The 21495-nt window shown below is 65.1% G+C and carries 20 protein-coding genes and 2 pseudogenes; 13 read left to right on the plus strand and 9 right to left on the minus strand.

Annotated elements, in window-relative coordinates:
* Positions 1–113: 113 nt before the first annotated feature.
* Positions 114–1133: a UDP-glucose 4-epimerase GalE gene (gene galE, locus ACSFA0_RS04235; protein ID WP_435448978.1), complete on the minus strand. Its 1020-nt coding sequence runs from the start codon at positions 1131–1133 to the stop codon at positions 114–116.
* Positions 1134–1272: 139 nt separating this feature from the next.
* On the opposite strand from galE, the gene slmA reads away from it, so the two are divergent.
* On the plus strand, positions 1273–1923 hold the full coding sequence (gene slmA / locus ACSFA0_RS04240; protein WP_435450888.1) for a nucleoid occlusion factor SlmA: 651 nt from the start codon (positions 1273–1275) through the stop codon (positions 1921–1923).
* A gap of 132 nt (positions 1924–2055) precedes the next feature.
* Here the strand turns inward: slmA and ACSFA0_RS04245 are convergent, their stop codons facing one another.
* Genes ACSFA0_RS04245 through ACSFA0_RS04270 form a run of 6 tightly spaced genes read right to left on the minus strand, consistent with a single transcriptional unit; the run spans position 2056 to position 8415 of the window.
* Positions 2056–3114 carry a malate/lactate/ureidoglycolate dehydrogenase gene (locus tag ACSFA0_RS04245; protein ID WP_435448979.1) on the minus strand — a complete coding sequence of 353 codons (1059 nt, stop codon included), beginning with the start codon at positions 3112–3114 and terminating at the stop codon, positions 2056–2058.
* 14 nt (positions 3115–3128) lie between these two features.
* Positions 3129–4655 (minus strand): UxaA family hydrolase, encoded by a 1527-nt coding sequence (locus tag ACSFA0_RS04250; protein ID WP_435448980.1) that lies wholly within the window; start codon positions 4653–4655, stop codon positions 3129–3131.
* A gap of 25 nt (positions 4656–4680) precedes the next feature.
* Positions 4681–6075 (minus strand): TRAP transporter large permease, encoded by a 1395-nt coding sequence (locus tag ACSFA0_RS04255; protein ID WP_435448981.1) that lies wholly within the window; start codon positions 6073–6075, stop codon positions 4681–4683.
* A 13-nt stretch (positions 6076–6088) separates the two neighbouring features.
* A complete protein-coding gene (locus ACSFA0_RS04260; protein ID WP_435448982.1) occupies positions 6089–6646 on the minus strand; it encodes a TRAP transporter small permease in 558 nt (185 codons plus the stop codon).
* On the minus strand, positions 6643–7650 hold the full coding sequence (locus ACSFA0_RS04265) for a sialic acid TRAP transporter substrate-binding protein SiaP (protein ID WP_435448983.1): 1008 nt from the start codon (positions 7648–7650) through the stop codon (positions 6643–6645). Before ACSFA0_RS04265 ends, ACSFA0_RS04260 begins: the two co-directional genes overlap by 4 nt.
* A 54-nt stretch (positions 7651–7704) precedes the next feature.
* The gene (locus ACSFA0_RS04270) at positions 7705–8415 is read right to left on the minus strand and encodes a FadR/GntR family transcriptional regulator (protein WP_435448984.1); all 711 of its coding nucleotides are present in this window, start codon (positions 8413–8415) and stop codon (positions 7705–7707) included.
* 141 nt (positions 8416–8556) lie between these two features.
* Here ACSFA0_RS04270 and ACSFA0_RS04275 point away from each other — a divergent pair, with 141 nt between their 5' ends.
* From ACSFA0_RS04275 to ACSFA0_RS04320, 10 genes and pseudogenes are all read left to right on the plus strand, one after another.
* Positions 8557–9291, plus strand: a complete 735-nt coding sequence (locus tag ACSFA0_RS04275) for an SDR family oxidoreductase (RefSeq protein ID WP_435448985.1) — start codon at positions 8557–8559, stop codon at positions 9289–9291.
* Positions 9288–10043 carry an SDR family NAD(P)-dependent oxidoreductase gene (locus tag ACSFA0_RS04280; RefSeq protein ID WP_435448986.1) on the plus strand — a complete coding sequence of 252 codons (756 nt, stop codon included), beginning with the start codon at positions 9288–9290 and terminating at the stop codon, positions 10041–10043. The genes ACSFA0_RS04275 and ACSFA0_RS04280 overlap by 4 nt, the downstream gene beginning before the upstream one ends.
* Before the next feature lie 45 nt (positions 10044–10088).
* Positions 10089–10937, plus strand: a complete 849-nt coding sequence (locus tag ACSFA0_RS04285; RefSeq protein ID WP_435448987.1) for a fumarylacetoacetate hydrolase family protein — start codon at positions 10089–10091, stop codon at positions 10935–10937.
* Between the two features lie 31 nt (positions 10938–10968).
* Positions 10969–11298, plus strand: a pseudogene (locus tag ACSFA0_RS04290) (hydantoinase/oxoprolinase N-terminal domain-containing protein); the annotation flags it as partial.
* A 627-nt stretch (positions 11299–11925) separates the two neighbouring features.
* The gene (locus tag ACSFA0_RS04295) at positions 11926–13287 is read left to right on the plus strand and encodes an AAA family ATPase (RefSeq protein ID WP_435448988.1); all 1362 of its coding nucleotides are present in this window, start codon (positions 11926–11928) and stop codon (positions 13285–13287) included.
* Positions 13288–13295: 8 nt separating this feature from the next.
* Complete coding sequence (locus tag ACSFA0_RS04300) at positions 13296–14078, plus strand: metallophosphoesterase family protein (RefSeq protein ID WP_435448989.1); 783 nt, start codon at positions 13296–13298, stop codon at positions 14076–14078.
* Positions 14012–14191, plus strand: a complete 180-nt coding sequence (locus tag ACSFA0_RS04305; protein ID WP_435448990.1) for an antitoxin Xre/MbcA/ParS toxin-binding domain-containing protein — start codon at positions 14012–14014, stop codon at positions 14189–14191. The genes ACSFA0_RS04300 and ACSFA0_RS04305 overlap by 67 nt, the downstream gene beginning before the upstream one ends.
* 42 nt (positions 14192–14233) lie before the next feature.
* A pseudogene (locus ACSFA0_RS04310) lies at positions 14234–14395 on the plus strand (HAD domain-containing protein); the annotation flags it as partial.
* Positions 14396–14508: 113 nt separating this feature from the next.
* Complete coding sequence (locus ACSFA0_RS04315; protein ID WP_435450889.1) at positions 14509–14670, plus strand: HAD domain-containing protein; 162 nt, start codon at positions 14509–14511, stop codon at positions 14668–14670.
* Entirely contained in the window at positions 14670–15515 is an 846-nt protein-coding gene (locus tag ACSFA0_RS04320) for a metallophosphoesterase (protein ID WP_435448991.1), read from the plus strand. The genes ACSFA0_RS04315 and ACSFA0_RS04320 overlap by 1 nt, the downstream gene beginning before the upstream one ends.
* A 246-nt stretch (positions 15516–15761) precedes the next feature.
* Here the strand turns inward: ACSFA0_RS04320 and ACSFA0_RS04325 are convergent, their stop codons facing one another.
* Entirely contained in the window at positions 15762–17141 is a 1380-nt protein-coding gene (locus ACSFA0_RS04325; RefSeq protein WP_435448992.1) for a hypothetical protein, read from the minus strand.
* Positions 17142–17731: 590 nt separating this feature from the next.
* Positions 17732–18229, minus strand: coding sequence for a hypothetical protein (locus ACSFA0_RS04330; RefSeq protein WP_435448993.1), 498 nt, complete (start codon positions 18227–18229; stop codon positions 17732–17734).
* 739 nt (positions 18230–18968) lie between these two features.
* Between ACSFA0_RS04330 and ACSFA0_RS04335 the strand changes: the two genes are divergently transcribed.
* Both ACSFA0_RS04335 and ACSFA0_RS04340 read left to right on the plus strand, forming a co-directional pair.
* The gene (locus tag ACSFA0_RS04335) at positions 18969–19643 is read left to right on the plus strand and encodes a TetR/AcrR family transcriptional regulator (protein WP_435448994.1); all 675 of its coding nucleotides are present in this window, start codon (positions 18969–18971) and stop codon (positions 19641–19643) included.
* Positions 19644–19695: 52 nt separating this feature from the next.
* Positions 19696–21492: an acyl-CoA dehydrogenase C-terminal domain-containing protein gene (locus ACSFA0_RS04340; RefSeq protein WP_435448995.1), complete on the plus strand. Its 1797-nt coding sequence runs from the start codon at positions 19696–19698 to the stop codon at positions 21490–21492.
* Positions 21493–21495: the final 3 nt, after the last annotated feature.

Raw genomic sequence — 21495 nt, forward strand, 5'->3', positions numbered from 1 at the left:
GAAGGACCCGTCGCGAGCGCCCCGAGCTTGCGTCGAGGACCGGAGCCGCACGCCCGTGCGGTGAGGACCGCAGATGCGAGATCGGGGTGCGCAGCAGGTTCATTCGCATGTTCTCACTCGTAGCCGCGCGGGTTGCCCTGCTGCCAGCGCCAGCTGTCCGCGCACATCGCGTCGAGCCCGCGCCGGGCGCGCCAGCCCAGCGTGGCCTCGGCCAGCGACGGGTCGCCCCAGTAAGCCGGCACGTCGCCTGCGCGGCGGGGCCCGATGTCGTAGGCAATCGGCTTGCCGCACGCGCGCTCGAAGGCCTTCACCACGTCGAGCACCGACGCGCCCGTGCCGGTGCCCAGGTTCAGCGTGACCAGGCCCGGCGCCTTCTCGGCATGGCGCAGCGCGGCGACGTGGCCTTCGGCCAAGTCCATCACGTGCACGTAGTCGCGCACGCCGGTGCCGTCGGGCGTCGGGTAGTCGCCGCCGTGCACCGCTAGCTTCTCGCGCAGCCCCACGGCCACCTGGCACACGAAGGGCATCAGGTTGTTGGGCTTGCCCTGCGGGTGTTCGCCGATGTGGCCGCTCTCGTGCGCGCCCACCGGGTTGAAGTAGCGCAGCAGCGCGATGCGCCAGTCGGGTTGCGCGAGCTGCAGGTCGATCAGTGCCTCTTCGACCATGCGCTTGGAGCGGCCGTAGGGGTTGGCCGGGCGGCAGGGCGCGTCTTCGGGGATGGGTGAACGCTCGGGCTCGCCATACACCGTGGCCGACGACGAGAAAATCAGCGTCTTCACGCCCGCGGCCTGCATGGCGGCGGTCAGCACCCAGGTGCCGTGAACGTTGTTCTCGTAGTACGTGATGGGGTCGGCCACCGAATCGCCGACCGCCTTGAGGCCGGCGAAGTGGATCACGCCGGCGATGTCGTGCGCGCTGAACACCGCGTCGAGGACCGCTCGGTCGCGCACGTCGCCTTCGATGAAGTCGGGCTTGTGGCCAGTGATGATGGCCAGCCGGTCGAGCACGCGCAGGTCGCTGTTGCCGAGGTTGTCCAAAATGATCGGCACGTAGCCCGCCTCGATCAGCGCCACGCAGGTGTGGCTCCCGATGAAGCCTGCGCCGCCGGTTACCAGAATGTTCTTCTTGTTCATCGGATTCGTGATTCGCTGTCGAAAAGTGCGTATTTTGCGCGAGAGGTCACGCGCCTCGCGCCTGATGCATTCGCGATCGGTTGGCATGCACTCACGTCGCTGTGCGAGAATCATTTTTTTACATATGCGCACGCCGCCCATGGAAAACGAAGAGTTCAGCGCGCCAGCCCCTGACGCCGCTTCGACGCCCGATGCACCAGCCCCGGCCGTCCGCAAACGGCCCAAGCCGGGCGAGCGGCGGGTGCAGATCCTGCAGACGCTGGCGGCCATGCTGGAGCGCCCCGGCGCCGAACGGGTGACCACGGCGGCGCTGGCGGCCCAACTGGAGGTCAGCGAGGCCGCGCTCTACCGGCACTTCGCCAGCAAGGCGCAGATGTTCGAAGGCCTCATCGACTTCATCGAGCAGAGCGTCTTCACGTTGGTCAATCAGATCGTCGAGCGCGAAAGCGACGGCAAGGAACAGGCCGCGCGCATCGTCACCATGCTGATGCAGTTCGCCGAAAAGAACCCCGGCATGACCCGCGTGATGGTGGGCGACGCGCTGGTCTACGAGAACGAGCGCCTGCAAAGCCGCATGAACCAGTTTTTCGACAAGATCGAGTCGACGCTGCGCCAGGCGCTGCGCGGGGCCGTCATCGCCGACGGGTCGGACACGCCGACCGTCGATGCGCAGGTGCGCGCTGGTGCGCTCACCGCCTTCGTCGCAGGGCGGCTGCAGCGCTACGCGCGCTCGGGCTTCCGGCGCCTGCCGTCGGAGCATCTGGACGCTGCAATTCAGCTGATGCTCTGACGGGGCGCCCGGCGCCTGGCATGCGGGTGCCCGTGTAACAGGCAATGTGGCGGAAAGCCTTGTGGCGTCAGGCTTTGCGCAGCGTGGTCCCGCGACTGCGCACAGTGTTATCCACAGAAACGCGGAACAACTTCACGAAACTGTCAAACCGACTTTTTGGCCGGCTTCGACGATTTCGGCCCAGGTCGCGTCGTCGATCTGGATGCCGTCGCGCTCCCGCGCAGCGCGGGCGCGTCGCTCCGGTTCGCCGGCGATCTGCACGACGTCGAAACCTGCGCCCGGGGGGCTCTGGCGCAGCCATTCGACGAAGCCGTTCGCTTCCGCTTCGAAGCTGGCTTGCGTCCCGAGCTTGGCGGGGTCGATCAGCACCGTCAGCATGCCGTTGAAGACCGAACGCGCTGTGTCGGCCGGCCGGTGCCAGGTGCCACCGCCGGTCAGGGCGCCGCCGAGCAGTTCGCAGGCCACGGCCATGCCGTAGCCCTTGTGCTCGCCGAAAGTCATGAGCGCGCCGAAGAGGCCGTTCGGTTGCGGCACCACGACCACGCCGGGGTCGTCGGTCGGCCGCCCTTGTTCGTCGATCAGGTAGCCGGGCGGCACGCGCTCGCCCTTGTTGTGCGCGACGCGCATCTTGCCCTGCGCCACGCGGCTGGTGGCGAAGTCCAGCACGAAGGGTTCCGCGCCCGCCAGCGGCACACCGATGCAACACGGGTTGGTGCCGAAGCGCCCGTCGCCACCGCCCCATGGCGCCACCACCGGCCGCGACAGCACGTTGACGAAGTGCATCGCCACCAGGCCCTGCGCCGTCGCCATCTCGGCGAAGTGGCCGATGCGGCCGAGGTGGTGCGCATGCGCCAGCGTGAAGATGCAGCTGCCGTGCTGCTTCGCACGTGCGATGCCCATCTCCATCGCCTGCACGCCGACGATCTGCCCGTAGCCGCCCTGGCCGTCGAGGGCCAGCAGCGTGCCGATGTCGGCCGTCACCTTGACCGACGCGTTCGGCTTCAGGCCACCCTCCGCCACCGCGTCGACGTAGCGCGGCACCATGCCGACGCCGTGGGAGTCGTGGCCGCTCAGGTTGGCGAGCACGAGGTTGCCGGCGACCTGGTCGGCCTCGGCGGGGGAACTGCCGGCTGCAGCGATGACGCTGGCGACCTGGGCGCGAAGACGGGATGCTTGAAGTGTTGTCGACATGAGGTTCCTGTGCGTCACATGACCGCGCCGACTTGCCACGGCACGAATTCGTTCTGGCCGTAGCCGTGTTGCTCGCTTTTCGATGGCGTGCCCGACGCGGTCGCCAGCACCATGTCGAAGATGCGCTGGCCCATCTCCTGAATGGACACCGTGCCGTCGACGATCTCACCGCAGTTGATGTCCATGTCCTCCTCCTGCCGCTTCCACAGCGCGGAGTTGGTTGCGAGCTTGAGTGACGGGGAGGGCGCGCAGCCGTAGGCGGAGCCGCGGCCGGTGGTGAAGCAGATGACATTGGCGCCGCCGGCCACCTGGCCCGTGGCGCTCACGGGGTCGTAGCCCGGCGTGTCCATGTAGACGAAGCCGTGCGCCGTCACTGGCTCTGCGTATTCGTAGACCGCTTCGAGATTGCTGGTGCCGCCCTTGGCGACGGCGCCCAGCGACTTCTCGAGGATGGTCGTCAGGCCGCCCGCCTTGTTGCCCGGCGAGGGGTTGTTGTTCATCTCGCCCTGGTTGATGTCGGTGTAGTGCTCCCACCAGCGGATGCGCTCGACCAGCTTCTCGCCGACCTCTCGCTTCACCGCGCGGCGCGTCAGCAGGTGCTCGGCGCCGTAGACCTCGGGCGTCTCGCTCAGGATGGCCGTGCCGCCGTGCGCCACCAGCAGGTCGACCGCCGCGCCCAGTGCCGGGTTGGCGCTGATGCCCGAATAGCCGTCCGAGCCACCGCACTGCAGGCCGATGGTGATGTGCGCCGCGCTGCAGGGTTCGCGCTTGACGGCGTTAGCGCGCGGCAGCATGCCGTTGATGAGGGCCACGCCCTTCTCGACGGTCTTGCGCGTGCCGCCCGTGTCCTGAATGTTGAAGGTTTGGAAGTTCTCGCCTTCAGCCAAGTGCCCGGTCGTGAGCCAGGCGTTGATCTGGTTCGCCTCGCAGCCCAGGCCCACCACCAGCACCGCCGCGAAGTTGGCGTGCGTGGCGTAGCCGGTCAGCGTGCGCTCGAGGATCTGCATCCCCATGCCCTGCGTGTCCATGCCGCAGCCCGTGCCGTGCGTGAGCGCGACCACGCCGTCGACGTTCGGGTAGTCGGCCAGCGCCGACGGGTTGGTCTTGCGCGAGAAGTGGTCGGCGATCGCGCGTGCGGCCGTGGCCGAGCAGTTCACGCTGGTCAGCACGCCGATGTAGTTGCGCGTGGCCACGCGGCCATCGGCACGCTTGATGCCCATGAAGGTGGCTTCGCGTTGTGCAGGCGCGGGTTTCACATCGGCGCCGAAGGCGTAGTCGCGCTCGAAGTGGCCTTTGTCCGGGCCCATGTCGAGGTTCTGCGTGTGGACGTGCTCGCCGGGTGCGATCGGCCGGCTGGCGAAGCCGATGATCTGGTTGTAGCGGCGCACCGGCTCACCCGGCGCGATGGCGCGCATCGCGACCTTGTGGCCGGCTGGGATCAGGCCGCGTACCGCCACGCCTTCGACCGTGGTGCCGCCCACCAGCTGGGCGCGCGCGATCACCACGTCGTCGGCGGGATGGAGGCGAATGAAGGGAGTCATCGTGGTTCTCTTTGTGTATGGGCGATCAGAAGAACATCTTGGGCAGCCACAGTACCAACGACGGCACATAGGTGATCACCGCCAGTGCGACGAGCAGCGGCACCAGCCACGGCAAGATCGCCATGGTCGTGCGCTCGAAGCTCAGGCCCGCCACGCGCGCCAGCACGAAGAGCACCATGCCCATGGGCGGATGCAGCAGGCCGATCATCAGGTTGAGCACCATCACCAGGCCGAAGTGGATCGGGTCCACGCCCAGCTGCAGGGCGATCGGCAGCAGGATCGGCACGAGGATGGTGATGGCGGCCGTCGGTTCCAGGAAGCAGCCGACAAACAGCATCAGCAGGTTCGCCAGCAGCAGGAACACCCAGGCTTCCTTCGTGAAGCCGAGCACCCAGGCGGCGATGTCGGTGGTCACGCCGGTGGCGGTGAGCATCCAGCCGAAGATGGACGCAGCGGCCACGATGAAGAGCACGGTCGACGTGGTCTCGATCGTGTCGATGCAGACCTTGACGAACATCTTCCACGACAGCGTCTTGTACCAGGCGAAGCCGAGGATCAGCGCCCACACGCAGGCCGCGATCGCGCCTTCGGTCGGCGTGAACAGGCCCGTGCTCATGCCGCCGATGAGCAGCACCGGCGTCATGATGGGCAGAAGCGCCTCGAACTTGAAGATCTTGTCGAGCACGAACAACGAGGCCAGGCCCGCGAACACCGTGAGCTGCGGCGGTGTGCCGAGCTTGGCGACCAGCAGCCAGATCAGCAGCGGCCAGCCGACCACCACGGCCAGCTCGGTCAGCGCCTTGAACAGGCGCGTGCTCGAGAACTTGATGTCGCCGCCCCATTTGTTCTTGTGCGCGAAATAGGCGACCGTGATCATCATCAAGATGGCCAGCATCACGCCCGGCAGGATGCCCGCGAGGAACAGCGCACCGACCGACACGTTGGCCATCATCCCGTAGATCACGAAGGGCAGGCTCGGCGGAATGATCGGCCCCAGCGTGGCCGACGCCGCCGTCACGCCCACGGCGAACTCGGTCGAGTAGCCGTGTTCCTTCATCGCCTTGATCTCGATGGTGCCGAGGCCCGCGGCGTCGGCGATGGCGGTGCCGCTCATGCCGGCGAAGATCACCGAGCCGAGCACGTTCACATGGCCGAGCCCGCCCTTCATCCAGCCGACGAGTGCCAGCGCGAAGTTGTAGATGCGGGTGGTGATGCCGGCGTTGTTCATCAGGTTGCCGGCCAGGATGAAGAAGGGCACGGCCAGCAATGGGAAGCTGTCGATGCCGCTGACCATGCGGTGGATCACCACGAAAGGCGGCAGCGTGCCGCTGGTCAGGATGTAGACCAGCGACGCGCCGGCCATGGCCACGGCCACCGGGATGCCGCCCGCCATGAAGAGCAGGAAGAAGACTTTCAACATGTGGGGAACTCGCTCAGTGGTCGCTCAAGGTGGATTCGGGACGCTCGAGCACGCTGTAGCCGCGGCGCCAGTGGGTGCGTGCGACCTGCGCCGAACGGAAGGTCATCGCAGCGAAGCCGAACAGGCACACGCCATAGACGATGTTCATCGGCGCATCGACGATGGTCATGCGCGTCTGGTTGCCGATCTTCTCCATCATCTGCCAGGTCATGAACACGGCGGCGGCGAAGAAGGCGGTGCGCAGCACGTCCACCGCGCGCGACAACCATCGGCCCATGGCCTCGGGCATGTGGCGGTAGAAGAAGTCGACCTGGATCTGGTTGTTCTTGGCCACGCCGATGGCGGCGCCGACGAACACCACCGCCACCAGCATGTAGCGCGCGATCTCCTCCGTCCACGCGGCAGAGTCGTTCATCACGTAGCGCGTGACGAACTGGTAGAAGACCGTCAGCCCCAGCGCCCAGAAGAGCGCCAGTGCGATCCAGCCTTCGGCGATGGTGTCCGACAGGTCCACCACCTCGTCCTCCGCGTGGAAGTGGCCCTCGTCGTCGATGATCTTCGCGTCGCTCACTTGATCGCCACGATGCGGTCGTAGTCGGCTTGGCGGTAGCCGTGGTCGGTCGGCTTGGTGTTCTTCAGCACCGCCTCGCGGAAGGCCGCCTTGTCTACCGTGATGACGTTGTTGCCGCGCTTCTTGAATTCCTCGACCAGGCGCGTCTCGGACGCGATGATCTCGCGACCGGTCTTGTCGGCGGCCTCGACCATCACCTCGGAGAACACCTTCTTCTCGTCGGCCGACAGCTTGCCCCACAGCTGGCCCGACACCACCGTCAGCAGCGAGTCGACGATGTGGCCGGTCAGCGAGATGTTCTTCTGCACCTCGAAGAACTTCTTCGCCTCGATGGTCGGCAGCGGGTTCTCCTGCGCATCGACGGTGTTGTTCTGCAGTGCGAGGTACACCTCGGCGAAGGCGATCGGTGTGGCGTTGGCGCCCAGCGCCTTGGGGAAGGCGAGGTAGGCCGGTGCGTCGGGCACGCGGATCTTCAGGCCCTTCATGTCTTCCGGCTTGCTCACCGGCTTGGCGGCACTGGACGTGACATGGCGTGCGCCGTAGTAGTTGAGCGCGGTGATGTGGTTGCCGGTCTTGTCGTCGTAGCCCTTGGCCAGTTCCTTGAAGACGTCGCTCTTGGCGTATTTCAGCTGGTGCTCCGCGTCGCGGAAGATGAAGGGGAAGTACGAGACGGCCAGCGGTTGGTAGCTGCGGCCCGCGAAGCTGGCGCCGGTCAGCACGATGTCGACCGTGCCGAGCGTCAGGCCCTGGTTGATGTCCGCTTCCTTGCCGAGGCTCGAGGCCGGGAACACCTGGATGTCGTACTTGCCGTTGGTGCGCTTCTTGATCTCTTCGGCGGCCCACACCGAGTACTTGTGGAAGGGCTCCGAGGTTTCGTAGACGTGCGCCCACTTGAGCTTGGTCTGCGCGTTGGCGATGCCGACCGCACCGAGGGCGGTGGCGGCCATGGCGCCGAGCACCAGGGTCTTCAGGGCGAGTCGCTTGCTCGTGGTCTTGGGGTTCATCGGTTTGTCTCCGTTGTGGCTGAAGGGAAAAGAAAGAGAAGTGCTGGCGCGTCGTCAGGCGGTTCTTCTCGCGCGGCGCCAGCTCGCGCTGAATCGTTGGTGGGCCTTGTCCATGTGGTCGTGCATCGCCGCGCGGGCGGCCGTCGCATCGCGGGCGGCGACCGCGTCGCGCACCGCTTCGTGTTCGACGATGGCTGCGCGCCACGAGGGCACGGTCTCGAAGTGGCCGCCCAGGCGCGAGAAGATCGGGCCCTTGCGCGAGTCCCAGAAGCCCTGCACCGTTTCGCTCAGCACCGCGTTGTCGCAAGCCTCCACGATGGCCAGGTGAAAGGCGCGGTCGCCTTCGAGCGGCATGACGTTCTGGTCGGCCAGCGCGCGCATCTGCCCGATGGCCTGCGTCATCGCGTCGACGTGCTTGCGGCGGCCCAGCGTGGCGGCCAGCGCCGCGGTCTCGCCTTCGACGACACGCCGCGCGCGGATGAGTTCGAGCGGTCCCCATTCGTGGGCCGCGACCGGCGCCGGCTGGCGGTGCGAGCGGTCCTGCACGTACACGCCTGAGCCGGTGCGCACCTCGACCCAGCCTTCGACCTCGAGCGCGATCAGCGCTTCGCGCACCGAAGGCCGGCTCACGTTGAACTGGCGCGCCAGGTCGCGCTCGGCCGGCAGGCGCGCACCCACGGCGAATTCGCCCTGCGCGATGAGCGCGCGCAACTGCTCGGCGATCTGCCGGTACAGGCGCTGCGGTTCGATGGATTGCACGGGCACGGGAGGACTCGGAGGGCTTAAGGGTTGTCCTGAATTGGACAAGTGGTCAGGCCAATTCAGAATACGTTCGACGTTGCGCAGCCACCATCCGGCGAAACCCTCAACGCCTCGGCCGCGTCGGCCGACCCCACAGGACACCCCATGAGACTTCAAGGAAAGACAGCCCTCATCACTGCGGCCGGGCAGGGCATCGGCCGCGCCACCGCGCTCGCCATGGCCGCCGAAGGCGCGCAGGTGTGGGCCACCGACGTCAATGCCGCGCTGCTCGACAGCTATGCCGGCACGCCCAACATCCAGACCGCGGTGCTGGACGTGCTCGACAAGCAGGCGATCCACGACCTGGTCGCGCGCATGCCGGCCGTCAACGTGCTGTTTAACTGCGCCGGCGTCGTGCACAACGGGCCGATCCTGAGCGCGACGGACGACGACCTCGACTTCGCCTTTCGCCTGAACGTGCGCGCGCAGTTCTGGGCCATCCAGGCGGTGCTGCCGCGCATGCTGGCGTCGGGTGGCGGCAGCATCATCAACATGGCGAGCGTGTGCTCGAGCATCAAGGGCCTGCCCAACCGCAACGTCTACGGCACCACCAAGGCGGCCGTGCTGGGGCTGACCAAGAGCGTCGCCGCCGACTACGTGACGCAAGGCGTGCGTTGCAACGCGGTGTGTCCCGGCACGGTCGACACGCCCTCGCTCGGCGAGCGCATCAACGCCAACCCCGACCCCGTGGAGGCGCGCAAGGCCTTCATCGCGCGCCAGCCCATGGGCCGGCTCGCGCAGGCGCACGAGATCGCGCCGGTGGTCGTCTTCCTGGCCAGCGACGAATCGATCTTCGCCACCGGCCAGGCCTTCTCGGTCGATGGAGGGATCACGATATGAACCAGCTCGATTTCAACGGCCGCCATGCGGTCATCACCGGTGGCGCGACCGGCCTGGGCTACGCCATCGCGGCGCGGCTGCTGGCCTCGGGCGGCAGCGTCACGCTCTGGGACCGCGACCTTGCCGCGGCCGAGGCGGCCGCCGGCCGTCTCGGTGCGGGCGCGACGGCGGTGGGCGTCGACGTGAGCGATGCCACGGCCGTGGCGCAGGCGGTGCAGGCCACGCTGTCGCAGCGCGGCGCCGACGCGGGTGTCGATGCCCTGGTCAACTGCGCCGGCATCACCGGGCCGAATACCAAGCTGGCCGACTACCCCGTCGACGCCTGGCAACAGGTCATGGCCGTCAACGTCAACGGCGTCTTCCACTGCTGCCGCGAATGGACGCCGCACCTCGCGACGCGGCCCTGGGCGCGCATCGTCAACATCGCGTCGGTGGCCGGCAAAGAAGGCAACCCCAACGCCAGCGCGTACAGCGCCAGCAAGGCGGCGGTGATCGCGCTGACCAAGTCGCTCGGCAAGGAACTCGCCACCGGCCCCGTGCGCGTGAACTGCGTGACGCCGGCCGCGGTGAAGACCGCGATCTTCGACCAGATGACGCCCGAGCACATCGCCTTCATGCTGTCGAAGATCCCGATGGGCCGCTTCGGCACGCCCGACGAGATCGCGGCGATGGTGGCCTGGCTCTGCACCGAAGACTGCGCCTTTTCGACCGGCGCGGTGTTCGACCTCTCCGGTGGCCGTGCGACCTACTGACGCCGACCCGCGAGAATCCCACGTTCAACTGAAAGGAAGCTACCCATGAAACTTGTGCGCTATGGCAACCCCGGCAAGGAAAAGCCCGGCCTCATCGACGACAACGGCCAGCTGCGCGACCTGAGCGCGGTGGTCAAGGACCTGGGCCCCGATCAACTCGGCGATGCCGCGCTGGCCAAGCTGCGCAAGCTCAAGACCGACAAGCTGCCGCTGGTGCGCGGCAAGCCGCGTTTCGGCAGCCCGATCGCCAAAGTCGGCAAGTTCATCGCCATCGGCCTGAACTACGCGGACCACGCCGCCGAGTCCGGCATGCCGATCCCGAAGGAGCCGGTGGTGTTCACCAAGGCCACGAGCTGCATCCAGGGCCCGAACGACCCGGTCATGCTGCCGAAGAACTCGGTCAAGTCCGACTGGGAAGTCGAACTCGGCGTGGTCATCGGCACGCGCGCACGTTACGTGTCGCAGAAGGAAGCGCTCGACTACGTCGCCGGCTACTGCGTCATCAACGACGTGAGCGAGCGCGAATGGCAGATGGAGCACGGCCTGACCTGGGACAAGGGCAAGGGCTTCGACACCTTCGGCCCGCTCGGCCCCTGGCTCGTCACGCGCGACGAAGTGCCGAACCCGCAGAAGCTCGGCATGTGGCTCGACCTGAACGGCCAACGCGTCCAGACCGGCAACACCAAGACCATGATCTTCAACGTGGCGAAGTTGGTGAGCTACGTGAGCCAGCTGAACACGCTGATGCCCGGCGACGTCATCACCACCGGCACGCCGCCCGGCGTCGGCATGGGCATGAAGCCCCAGCTCTTCCTCAAGAAGGGCGACGTGATGACGCTCGGCATCGACGGCTTGGGCGAACAGCGGCAGGACGTCGTTAGCTTCAAGCGCTGAGCACCACGCTGGGGCGTCGGTCGGCCCCTGTTTGTCCTCCCTTGCCGTCGGCGTCGATGTCGGCGGCACCTTCACCGACCTCTTCGTGCTCGACCACGCCAAGGGCACGGCCCGCATCGGCAAGGTGCCGTCCATGCGCGGCGAAGAAGCGCGCGGCTTCATGAACGGCGTGGCGCGCGTAGCCGGTTCGCCCGTCGTCATCGTCACCATCGTGCACGGCACCACCGTCGGTACCAATGCGCTGCTCGAGCGCAAGCTGGCGCGCAACGGCATCATCACCACGCGCAGTTTTCGCGACGTGCTCGAGATGCGCCGCCGTGCCGCCTGCAGGCTCTCCAGAACGAGAAAGAAGAGCGTCCCAAGATGAAGCCGGGACGACGCTGTGCAGCGCCGTCGAACTTGGTCGCCGCCGATGCGGCGAGAACCCTGCGATCGCCATGCCGCTAGGGTGCACCGATGTGCCGTGTGCCGTGTGCCGTGTGCCGTGTGCCGTGCGCCGTCGCGGGGGGGGCGTGGCAGTCCTGCTCGACCCATCAGGGCGCTCGTTCGGTTGCGACCACTGGGAGCTGGTAGCACCGGGCAACAGACTTTTAGACTGATATTCATTCGAAGATTCGCGAATGAAGTGCGGGTCCCTACTTTCTGGCGTGTCGCAACAACCCAGTGCGCCGCCGCCCTATGTGTTGCGAGCTCGCTGCGGTCGCGACATCTCAACCTCCTCTGAGAATTGCACGACCGATCGCGCGGGACTAAGATGGCTCAGTGCGAGATGCCGCACGCTCTACCTTCCAATTTCCATGTTGAAACTCACCGCCATTTCTGCACGACGTCGGACCGATTCGGGTCTGCGTGGCATGGCGCGTCTGGCGACATGCTTGCGCTGCTCGGTCGTCGTCTCGAACCGGACCATAGCGGTAACGCCCGCTACGTTCTCCGCCGTTTTCCCGTCTTGAGGAGCTGATGCACCGGCTCCTTTCAGGAGCCGAGCATGAGCCGCCTTCAAACTTCAGAATCTCCCGGATACCGTCTCTACTCCTTCCCGGAGCTCGGCGCTGATGCCGATGTTCTGCTTCCGTACGACCTCGTCGATCAACTCGAGCTCGAGCAGATCGAGCGGGAGACAGCTCGGCGGGAGGAGTTCAAACGGTCGCTCGCCGTCGAAGAAGAACAGCGCATCGCGCGGGAGCGGGCGCGCGCCAGTGGGAGTCAGCTTCCTCCACCGCCGCCGGGGAGACCCTTGTCGCCGCTGGAAGCAGCACGGGTGCTGACGGTCCCGGGCTATGTTCCCCAGCCATCCTCGGACACGATCGCCGCCTTCGACTGGGGCGCGGCCCAGAAGCGCTTCCACGCGCTCAAGAACGCACCGATGACTGCTGACAAGGACCTTCTGGCCAGGGATCTGCGGCACTTCGCCAAGGCGATGGCCCATGGGCCGTGGCGCTCTGTCGCTCGGCCGGAGGGATGGCGGGACGCGCTCGCGTCGCTCGCGGCAGAAATGCCCAACTTCGCTGTGGTCGTCGAAGCTGTGCAGCGGGCCATGGCCCTGGCAGATTTCACGGGTCAGCCGCTGATGCTTCAGCCGATCCTGCTGCTCGGCGAGCCCGGTGTCGGGAAGACGCATTTCACGCAGCGATTGGCGGAGGTTCTGCAAACACCGATCCACCGGCAGGCGTTCGACAACGCGCAGACCAACTCCGGCCTGAGAGGCTCTGACCGCCACTGGGGCAACACGGCCGTCGGGGCGCTGTGGGAGCTCATCGTGCTCGGCAAACATGCGAATCCTGTCGTGCTCCTCGACGAACTCGACAAAGGCGAGCGGGGCGGCAACAACTATCGCCCGGTCGATGCGCTGCTGTCGCTGTTGGAGCCGGTCACGGCCACCAAGGTGAAGGATCTGAGCATCGACTTCGAGTTCGACGCCAGCAGGGTGCTCTACATCGCGACGGCCAACGATGCCGATCGGGTCAGCGCGCCCGTGCGCTCGCGCTTTCTGGAGTTCTTCATCGAGGAGCCGGACATCGACGGCCGCCTGGTCCTGGCTCACAGCATCTTCCAGGCGACGCTCGAGCGCATGGTCCCGCAGGAGTATCTCAGGGCGAAACTGACGCGTCCGACGGACCTCCAGATCGTCCGCCTGGCGTGGATGACGCCGCGGCAGATCCGCATGGCCAGCGAGCGCGCGCTGGGCGCGTTGGTCTATGCCGGGCGTGACCATTTCCTGGACAGCGATTTCGACGTCGTGAAGGCTCAGAAGTCGCGTGAGAAGAAGTCCGGACCATCGCGCGGCGCAGAAGGTCACGGCGGAAACGACGGTGAAGATCCTTTTCCGGTTGGAGATGGGAGGCGCTGATGCATCGTATGGACAACCCCGCGCTCATGTTCTTTGGCGACCCGCACGGCGATTTCGTCCCTGTGATCGCTGCTGTCGAGCGCTTCCGGCCCGAGGCGATCGTGCTGCTGGGCGATATCCAGGCGCGCCAGCCTCTGCACGTCGAGTTGGCCTCCATCCTGGACAAAACCGAGGTCTGGTTCATCCACGGGAATCACGACACGGACACGGACGAGGACCACGACAACCTGTGGGGATCGGAACTTGCGCATCGCAACCTCCACGGACGCGTCGTCGAGATCGCCGGGTACCAGGTCGCGGGCCTGGGCGGCATCTTTCGCGACAAGATCTGGAATGCGGGGCGGCCGATCGAGGAGGCGGCTTTCGCCTCGGCCGACGCCCTGTGTCGGACCATGCGCCCCGAGGTGCGGTGGAGAGATGGCATTGCCCGCCGGCACCGTTCCAGCATCTTTCCGGAGGACTACCTGCAGCTGCTGCAGGGCCCGTCCGCCGACATCTTGGTGACGCACGAAGCGCCGGCGGCGCACCTGTACGGCTGGCGGGCGATCGACGAGCTTGCCGAAGCGCTCGGCGTCCAGTTGGTGGTCCACGGCCACCACCATCGGGACATCGACTACGTCGGCGAGGGCCTGCTGAGCGCTGCAGCACCATTCCGTGCATTCGGTGTCGACATGGGCTCGCACCTGGCATGGCCGCGGGATCCAAAGGGGGAGGCCGGGTTGGGATGTGTTCCACAAGACTTGGCGATCTCGCAGTCCAGGTGCTCGGCGCAGAAGCTCAGGCCTGGGTAAACAAGCCGCACCAACTGCTCGGCGGCCAATCGCCCGCAGCGTTCGCCCTCGGAGGCGGCTCGGACAAGGTTCGATCGATGCTCAACGCTATTCAGAACGGCGGTTTCGTATGAGAACCGATAAGAATCGATTGAGGGGCGAGGATGATCCTGTTCATGGACTTCGACTGCGTTCTGCACCCCGAAGGCGAAGGCCACCTGTCCAGCGACGGAACGGACTTTTGCTTCCTGCCACGGCTCGAGGCACTGCTGCGCGAGTTCCCGAACGTCAAGATCGTGATCAGCTCGTCCTGGCGCGAGCAGCTTCGCTACGAGACTTTGCTCAAGCCGTTCTCCGATGACATCCGGGCTCGAATCATCGGAGCGCCGCCACCTCGCGAATTCGGTCCCCCCACCCGTTCGCCTACCGCGAAGGAGAGATCCTCGCCCGGCTGCAACTTCACGATGCGGTCGATGAGCCCTGGGTGGCGCTCGACGATGCCGAATGGCAGTTCGACCGCTGCAAGGACCATCTGGTGGTGTGCGGCTCGTTTGTCGGCTTCGACGACAAGGCCAGCGCCGACCTTCGCAGGCACTTCGAAGGAGCACTTTGATGAAAGCACTGATCCTTTCCGACCTCCATCTAGAGTTCGCGCCCTTCGCGTCCACACCTGATCTTGAGTTCGACGTTGTCATCCTCGCTGGCGACATCCATTCGCCGGCCAAGCGTGCCGTCCAGTGGGCGGCGGACACGTTTCGCGGCAAGCCGGTCGTTTATGTGCCGGGCAACCACGAGTACTACGACGGACGGTTGGATACGACGCTGGCCGAAGCACGTCGCACGGCCGAAGGTACCAACGTTCATCTGCTCGACGGCGACGAGGTCGTGATCGACGGCGTGCGTTTTCTCGGAGCGACGCTCTGGACTGATTTCGAACTCGCCATTGAGACACCTGAGGGTCCGGTCAGCGATCTCGGGCGGGCAATGAGGATGGCGACCAACCTGTTGAACGACTACGCGCTGATCCGCACAGTCGACGAGTCGGCAGAGGCCGGCGCATCGCGCTACAAGCAAGGCAGAAAGCTTCGAGTGGCCGACACTGCGCGACTTCATCAGGCGCAACGAGCTTGGCTACGCGAGAAGCTTTCAGAACCGTTTGCTGGGCCCACGGTGGTGGTGACGCACCATGCACCTCATCGAGGTTCGCTTTCAGCGCGCTATGCCGATGATTGGGCCTCAGGCGCTTTTGTCACTGAGCTACCGGATGCGTTCTTTGACGTGCCCCTACTCTGGGTGCATGGCCACACTCATCAGCAATTCGACTATCGGGTCCGTTCTTGCCGGATCGTGTGCAACCCGCGCGGCTACTTGAACTGGAGCGGCAAGATCGAGAACAACGCATTTGATCCAGCACTGGTCATCGATGTTCCAACTCTTGCAAAAGGGAGCGAAGCTTGAAGCTGTCCGTTTAATAGTGGTCAACTTGACAAGAATGGGGAAAGCCGCTGGATTTCTGAGAATGGCCAAAGTGATACCGGTCGATCTCTCTGCTCCGGTCCCCACTTTGTTCCATTGCCCATCGCTTTATTCCCCAGTCCACAGCGTTGGGCCAAGCTGGCAGCTGGGGGAAAAGCCCGCAGAAGCCGTTTTGCATGTTCCGCTTTGCGTCCGCAAAGAAAGACAAAGCGAAACATGGGTGGCTTGTCAGGGGGCGGGTAGATCGGGCTGGCCTGGCGAGCTGGGTGTCTCACCTAAAGTCATCAACGTTGGTCCGGCTGGCACGGTCGGGCCGCTTCTAAGTTCTGCCTGGTCGCGCTGGTTCTGTGTGTCTGCGAGCGCTGGCGAAAACTTCCCTGCGCGGCTGAAAGCGCGATCGGCACCCGCGTAGTTCTCCTTGATCGTTCGCTTGCGCTTCTTGTAGTGGCCCATCACCAGCGCCGCGCGGTCTGCGCCCATTGACGCCTGCATGTTGGCGGCCGCCGTGGAGCGTGTGTCGTAGAGCGAGTACATGCGTCCGTCTGGAAAGGCGCGCTTGCACGCGGCCGCCAGCGCAGCCCGGCAGCCGTTGAACAGGCGCTGGAAGGTCCGATCGCCTCCTCCGGCCAGGTAGTCCCGGATGTGGGTCATGTGGGCGTTGACTGCGCCTACCCATCGTGCCGGGACCTCGATGTCGCGCCAGGCCAAGCTCGCGTTGTGAAGCTCCCAGGCGCGCAGGCGCCGCAAGGTATCCAGGGCCATCCCATTGCTATGGGCGGTCGACGACTCCACCGCATCGAAGAACCGAATGTTCCGCTCGAACTCGTCGATGTGGCCGGCCGCGTCTTCGGAAGGGCTCAGCTCGTCGGATGAAGCCTTTCGAACAAGGTCGGACTCGGCGCGGGACATGAGTCGTGCGGGAACATACGACCAATTGAAGGGCGCTTGCTTTTTGAGCTTTGAATTCGGAAGCCGCAGAATCCGTCTATCGAAGTCGAGCCAGTACGCGGTTTCCCATTCGTTTGGCCGGGCGCCAGTGGCGATCCCGGCGTTCAACCAGGTGGTGGTCTTTGCCGCCCACTGGGTGCTGGTGATCTTCGCCGACAGAAGCGCATTGAGGAGGGGGCCCAGATCCTCTTCGGGGATTGACCGGGCGCGCGTTCTGTAGCGCCGCGTGGCGAGGTCTGGGATGTCGCTTGTGGAGCGGCTCAGCCGCGGTCGAAAGGCACGAACGGCCTTCAGGCCCTCCAGCCGATCATCCTCATCGAACTCGAACCCCGATCGCTCGAGCGCCCAGACGACCGCCGACCGGTATGTATTCTTGGTTCCCACAGCGATCGTTGGGTCGCTGTCGATCTCGGCAACGATGGCAGCTGGCGTGATGAAAGCGGGGTCGGTCCCCAGGTGTTTAGCGGCTCTGTCCATCAGCATGACGTAGTACTGCCGGTACTTCGTCGCGGTGTATTCGGTGACCGGTTCGCTGGCCTTCTCAGCCCAGGTTGTCAGATCGTTGGCGGCAGGAGGAGTGGCAACTTCGCTCGCGCTGGCTTCCTGCAAAAGGATTGGGCTCGAGTCGGGAAAATTCTCGGGAGGGATGGTGTTCGACATGGGATCAGCTCGCTGGAGCGGGGGGAGGCGAAATGCTCGGGGGTGGGAACTCGCCCTGGACGATCGATGGAGCCGCTCTAGTCCAGCGCTGGGCCAAGGGTGGTCTTGGGTTCGTCCATCTCCGGATTTGGCTCGAGTCGCGACGCAAGACCGCGGGGTTGCTGGACGTCGTGCCAGGACCGTTAGAGGTGCCTTCTTCCCAAATGGCCGATAGCTGCGAAGGAATTGAGTAACATTTGCCAGAGCTGCTTAAAAAATCAGCAATGTGAGGCATCGACACTGAACTGCGAATAGCCAGTACTACTCGCAGTTCAGTCGCCTGGTGGCACAAAAGTGGCGCGTAAACCACGGGGATGGCCCGCAGCCGACCAAATGAAAACAAACTGCGAGTAGTACCGACTATTCGCAGTTCTCGGCGGAAGAAACTGCGAGTAGTACCGGCTATTGGCAGTTTGCGCCTCATTGAACTGCGAGTAGTACCTGCTACTCGCAGTTCTCGCCGATGAAGATGGCGACCACTCCGGCTCAACGGTGGTCGTTCAACTTGCTCGACGGCTAGTTCGGCCGACGACTGCACGGCCTGCCTTGCCTTAGTCATTGGTGTAGCCACCCAGCACGCGGCGCGTGCCAGAACCGGTTACGCGCGATGGCGAGCGGCTTTCTTCGATCGGGAGAGTAGACGCCGCGTCGACGGTCGCCGGTAGGCTCGAGCGAACTGGCGGGGGCTCGACGGCAGGTTCCCCGGCAGCGGGTTCGGCCGCGGCGTTCTGCGCAGGCGGCCCAGCGGCAATGACTTGGCTGGTGGGCGCGGGGGCGCTCATCACGGCGCTCACGCCGGCTCCAGCCCCGCTCAGGTGATCGCCCAAAGCCGCGGCGAGCCCGCCCGCGGTGCGCGTGGAGACGCCCGGTTCGCGGCGCATACGCTCCTCATGGACCATCAAGCCGACTTCGGCCAGCTGCTTTATGAAGCCGTTGCGCAACCCTACGCCTGGCCCGGCCTCGAGCTCCGACACGGCCTTGAACAGGAATGGGTTCTCGGCCAGGGTGATCCGTAGTCGAACGTTGATGGTGTCGTCGCTGCTGCGCATCGCGACCTCAATTGACCGCGGCCGCGTCTGCCTCAGAGCAGGCCTCGCCGATTGTCTTTGAGCCGCATAGCAAGTGGATGACAATGAGGACTTTTGCATCAAAACTGGGATCCTTTATTTGTTTAGGCGTTCATGTCGTTAAAGATTGACATATCCGCAAGTGCACCGTCAAGGATGAGTTAAAAAAAATAATTTCTTGACTGATCACACCTAGTTCCGCGCTAGCCTCAAATGGACCGGGCCAAGATTGCTGGGGCCGACATGGCTTTGAAAAGAGGTTGCCCGGCGCGAATTGGATCGAAACTCTTCCAATTCCAATGCGGTCGGATCGCAGTTGATAGTGCTTGGGCGGTAGATCGCCCAGTCTTGGATCAGACTTGCAGAAACTGATCTTCTCGCCGTAACGCCGGGAATGAAGACCGGCGGAAGTTGGCAAAAGTCTCGGCCAGTCAAAGCCGAGACTTCGGCCGTTAACTTTGATTGAAGCAGCCCACCTTGAGCCTTGCAGTGGAATAGCCTTGGACGAGATCTGTGCCAAATCGAGCCATCGGCGAAGTGCTGCCGCTACGGGTTTGGAGGGAGCCTAGCGTCACCCCCCGGTCTTTTGGGGTGCTGTGCTCTGATGCGCGCTGGCAGTGGATGCGGTCTGATAAGTCCCGCCGCTTAGTCAGGAATAAGACTTCCAGTCGCCCCCGAACTCCTGCAAAATAGAACGACCGTTCGTTTTTGCAGAGTTGCCATGTCCACCACTGCGTCTATTGCCAAGTCCGCCCGCAGCGCCCAGAAAGGCCAGCAGACCAAGGCCGTCATCATCGACGCGGCCTTGGGCTTGGCCGCGCAGATCGGGCTCGAGGGCTTGTCGATCGGTGCCATCGCCGAGATGACACAAATGAGCAAGTCGGGCGTGTTCGCCCACTTCGGCTCGCGTGAAGAGCTTCAGCTGTCGGTGGTGCGCGAGTACCACCAGCGCTTCGAGCAGGAGGTGTTCTTCCCCGCGCTCGACGCACCGCGAGGTCTTCCGCGGCTGCGCGCGATGTTCGACAACTGGATGAAGCGCACCTCCGCCGAAATCGACTCGGGCTGCATCTACATCAGCGGCGCCGTCGAGTTCGACGACCGTCCCGGGCCGGTGCGCGACGCGCTGGCCCAGTCGGTCAACATCTGGCTCGCGGCCATGACCCGGGCCGTGGTGCTGTCGATGGAAGAAGGCCACCTGAACGCCGACGCGGACGACAAGCAGATCGCCTTCGAGATCCACGCGCTCATCCTCGCGCTGCACTACGAAGCCCGCTTTCTGCGGCTGCCCGGCTCCATGGAGCGCGCCCGCCTGGGCTTCGAGAACATCCTCGCGCGCCATGGCGCCGCCACCGAAGCGCCGCCGCCCGCCGCGTGGCGCCTCAAGCCGGTCCGCTGACCGCGTCCCTTCTTTTTTTTCTCTTCGTTCTTCTTTTCTTTCGGAGTCATCGATGCCGCTCTACACCCCGCCGCTGCGCGACATGCAGTTCGTCCTGCACGAAGTCCTTCGCGTCACCGACGAATTCAAGGCCATGCCGGCCCATGCCGAGACCGATATCGATACGGTCAATGCCGTCATCGAGGAAGCCGGCAAGTTCGCGGCCGAGGTGACCTTCCCGTTGAACATCACCGGCGATGAAGAAGGGTGCGTGCTCGACAAGGAAACGCACGAGGTGAAGACGCCCGCCGGCTTCAAGGACGCCTACGCGAAGTTCGTCGAGGGCGGCTGGGCCGCACTGTCGTGCAAGCCCGAGTTCGGCGGCCAGGGCCTGCCCTTCGTGCTGAACCAGTGCCTCTACGAAATGCTCAACAGCGCCAACCAGGCGTGGACGATGTACCCCGGCCTCTCGCACGGCGCGTACGAGGCGTTGGTGGCGCACGGCACTGACGAACAGAAGAAGACCTACCTGCCCAAGCTCGTCACCGGCGAATGGACCGGCACGATGTGCCTGACCGAAGCGCATTGCGGCACCGACCTGGGCCTGCTGCGAAGCAAGGCCGAACCGCAGCCCGACGGCAGCTACCGGCTCACCGGCAACAAGATCTTCATCTCGGCCGGCGAGCACGACATGGCCGCCAACATCATCCACCTGGTGCTGGCCCGCCTGCCGGACGCGCCGAAGGGCAGCAAGGGCATCAGCCTGTTCGCGGTGCCCAAGTACATCGTGAAGGCCGACGGCTCGCTGGGCGAGCGCAACCCGATCTACTGCGGCGGCCTCGAGCACAAGATGGGCATCCACGGCAACGCCACGGCGCAGATCGTCATGGACGGCGCGGTGGGCAGCCTGGTGGGCGAGCCCAACAAGGGCCTGGCCGCGATGTTCGTGATGATGAACGCCGCGCGCCTGGGCGTGGGCAACCAGTCGCTGGGCCTGACCGAGGTGGCCTACCAAAACGCGCTGGCTTACGCGAAAGACCGCGTGCAGATGCGCTCGCTCTCGGGCGTGAAGGCCAAGGACAAGGACGCCGACCCGATCATCGTGCACCCCGATGTGCGCAAGATGCTGCTCACCGCCAAGGCCTATGCCGAAGGCGGCCGGGCGCTGCAGATCTTCTGCACGCTGCTGCTCGACAAGGAGCACCACCACCCCGACGACAAGGTGCGCAAGGACAGCGGTGAACTCGTGGCGCTGCTCACACCCATCGTCAAGGCCTTCATCACCGACAACGGCCATATCGCGACCAACGCCTGCATGCAGGTCTTCGGCGGCCATGGCTTCATCAAGGAATGGGGCATGGAGCAGTTCGTGCGGGACAACCGCATCAACATGATCTACGAAGGCACCAACACCATCCAGTCGCTCGACCTGCTGGGCCGCAAGGTGCTGGGCAACAACGGCGCCACGCTGAAGAAGTTCGGCAAGCTGGTCGGTGCGCTGGTCGCCGAAGAAGGCGTGAACGAGAAGATGAGCGAGTTCATCACGCCCGTCGCGGTGCTGGGCGAGCAGCTCACCAAGTTCACGATGGAGATCGGCTTCAAGGGCTCGCAGAACCCCGACGAAGTGGGCGCCGCGGCGGTCGACTACCTGCGCGTCGCCGGCCACTTCGTGTTCGGTTACCTGTTCGCCCGCATGGCGCAGGTCGCGTTGCGCGAGATCGCTGCGGGCAACACCGACCCGTTCTATGTCGCCAAGCTGCAGACCGCGCGCTTCTACGTCGCCAAGCTGCTCCCCGAGACCGCGACGCTGATGCGCACCGCGCGTGCCGGCAGCAAGCCGCTCATGGACACCGACGCGGCGCTGGCCTGACGC

The sequence above is a fragment of the Variovorax restrictus genome, assembly GCF_051216715.1.
Taxonomy (GTDB): Bacteria; Pseudomonadota; Gammaproteobacteria; order Burkholderiales; family Burkholderiaceae_C; genus Variovorax.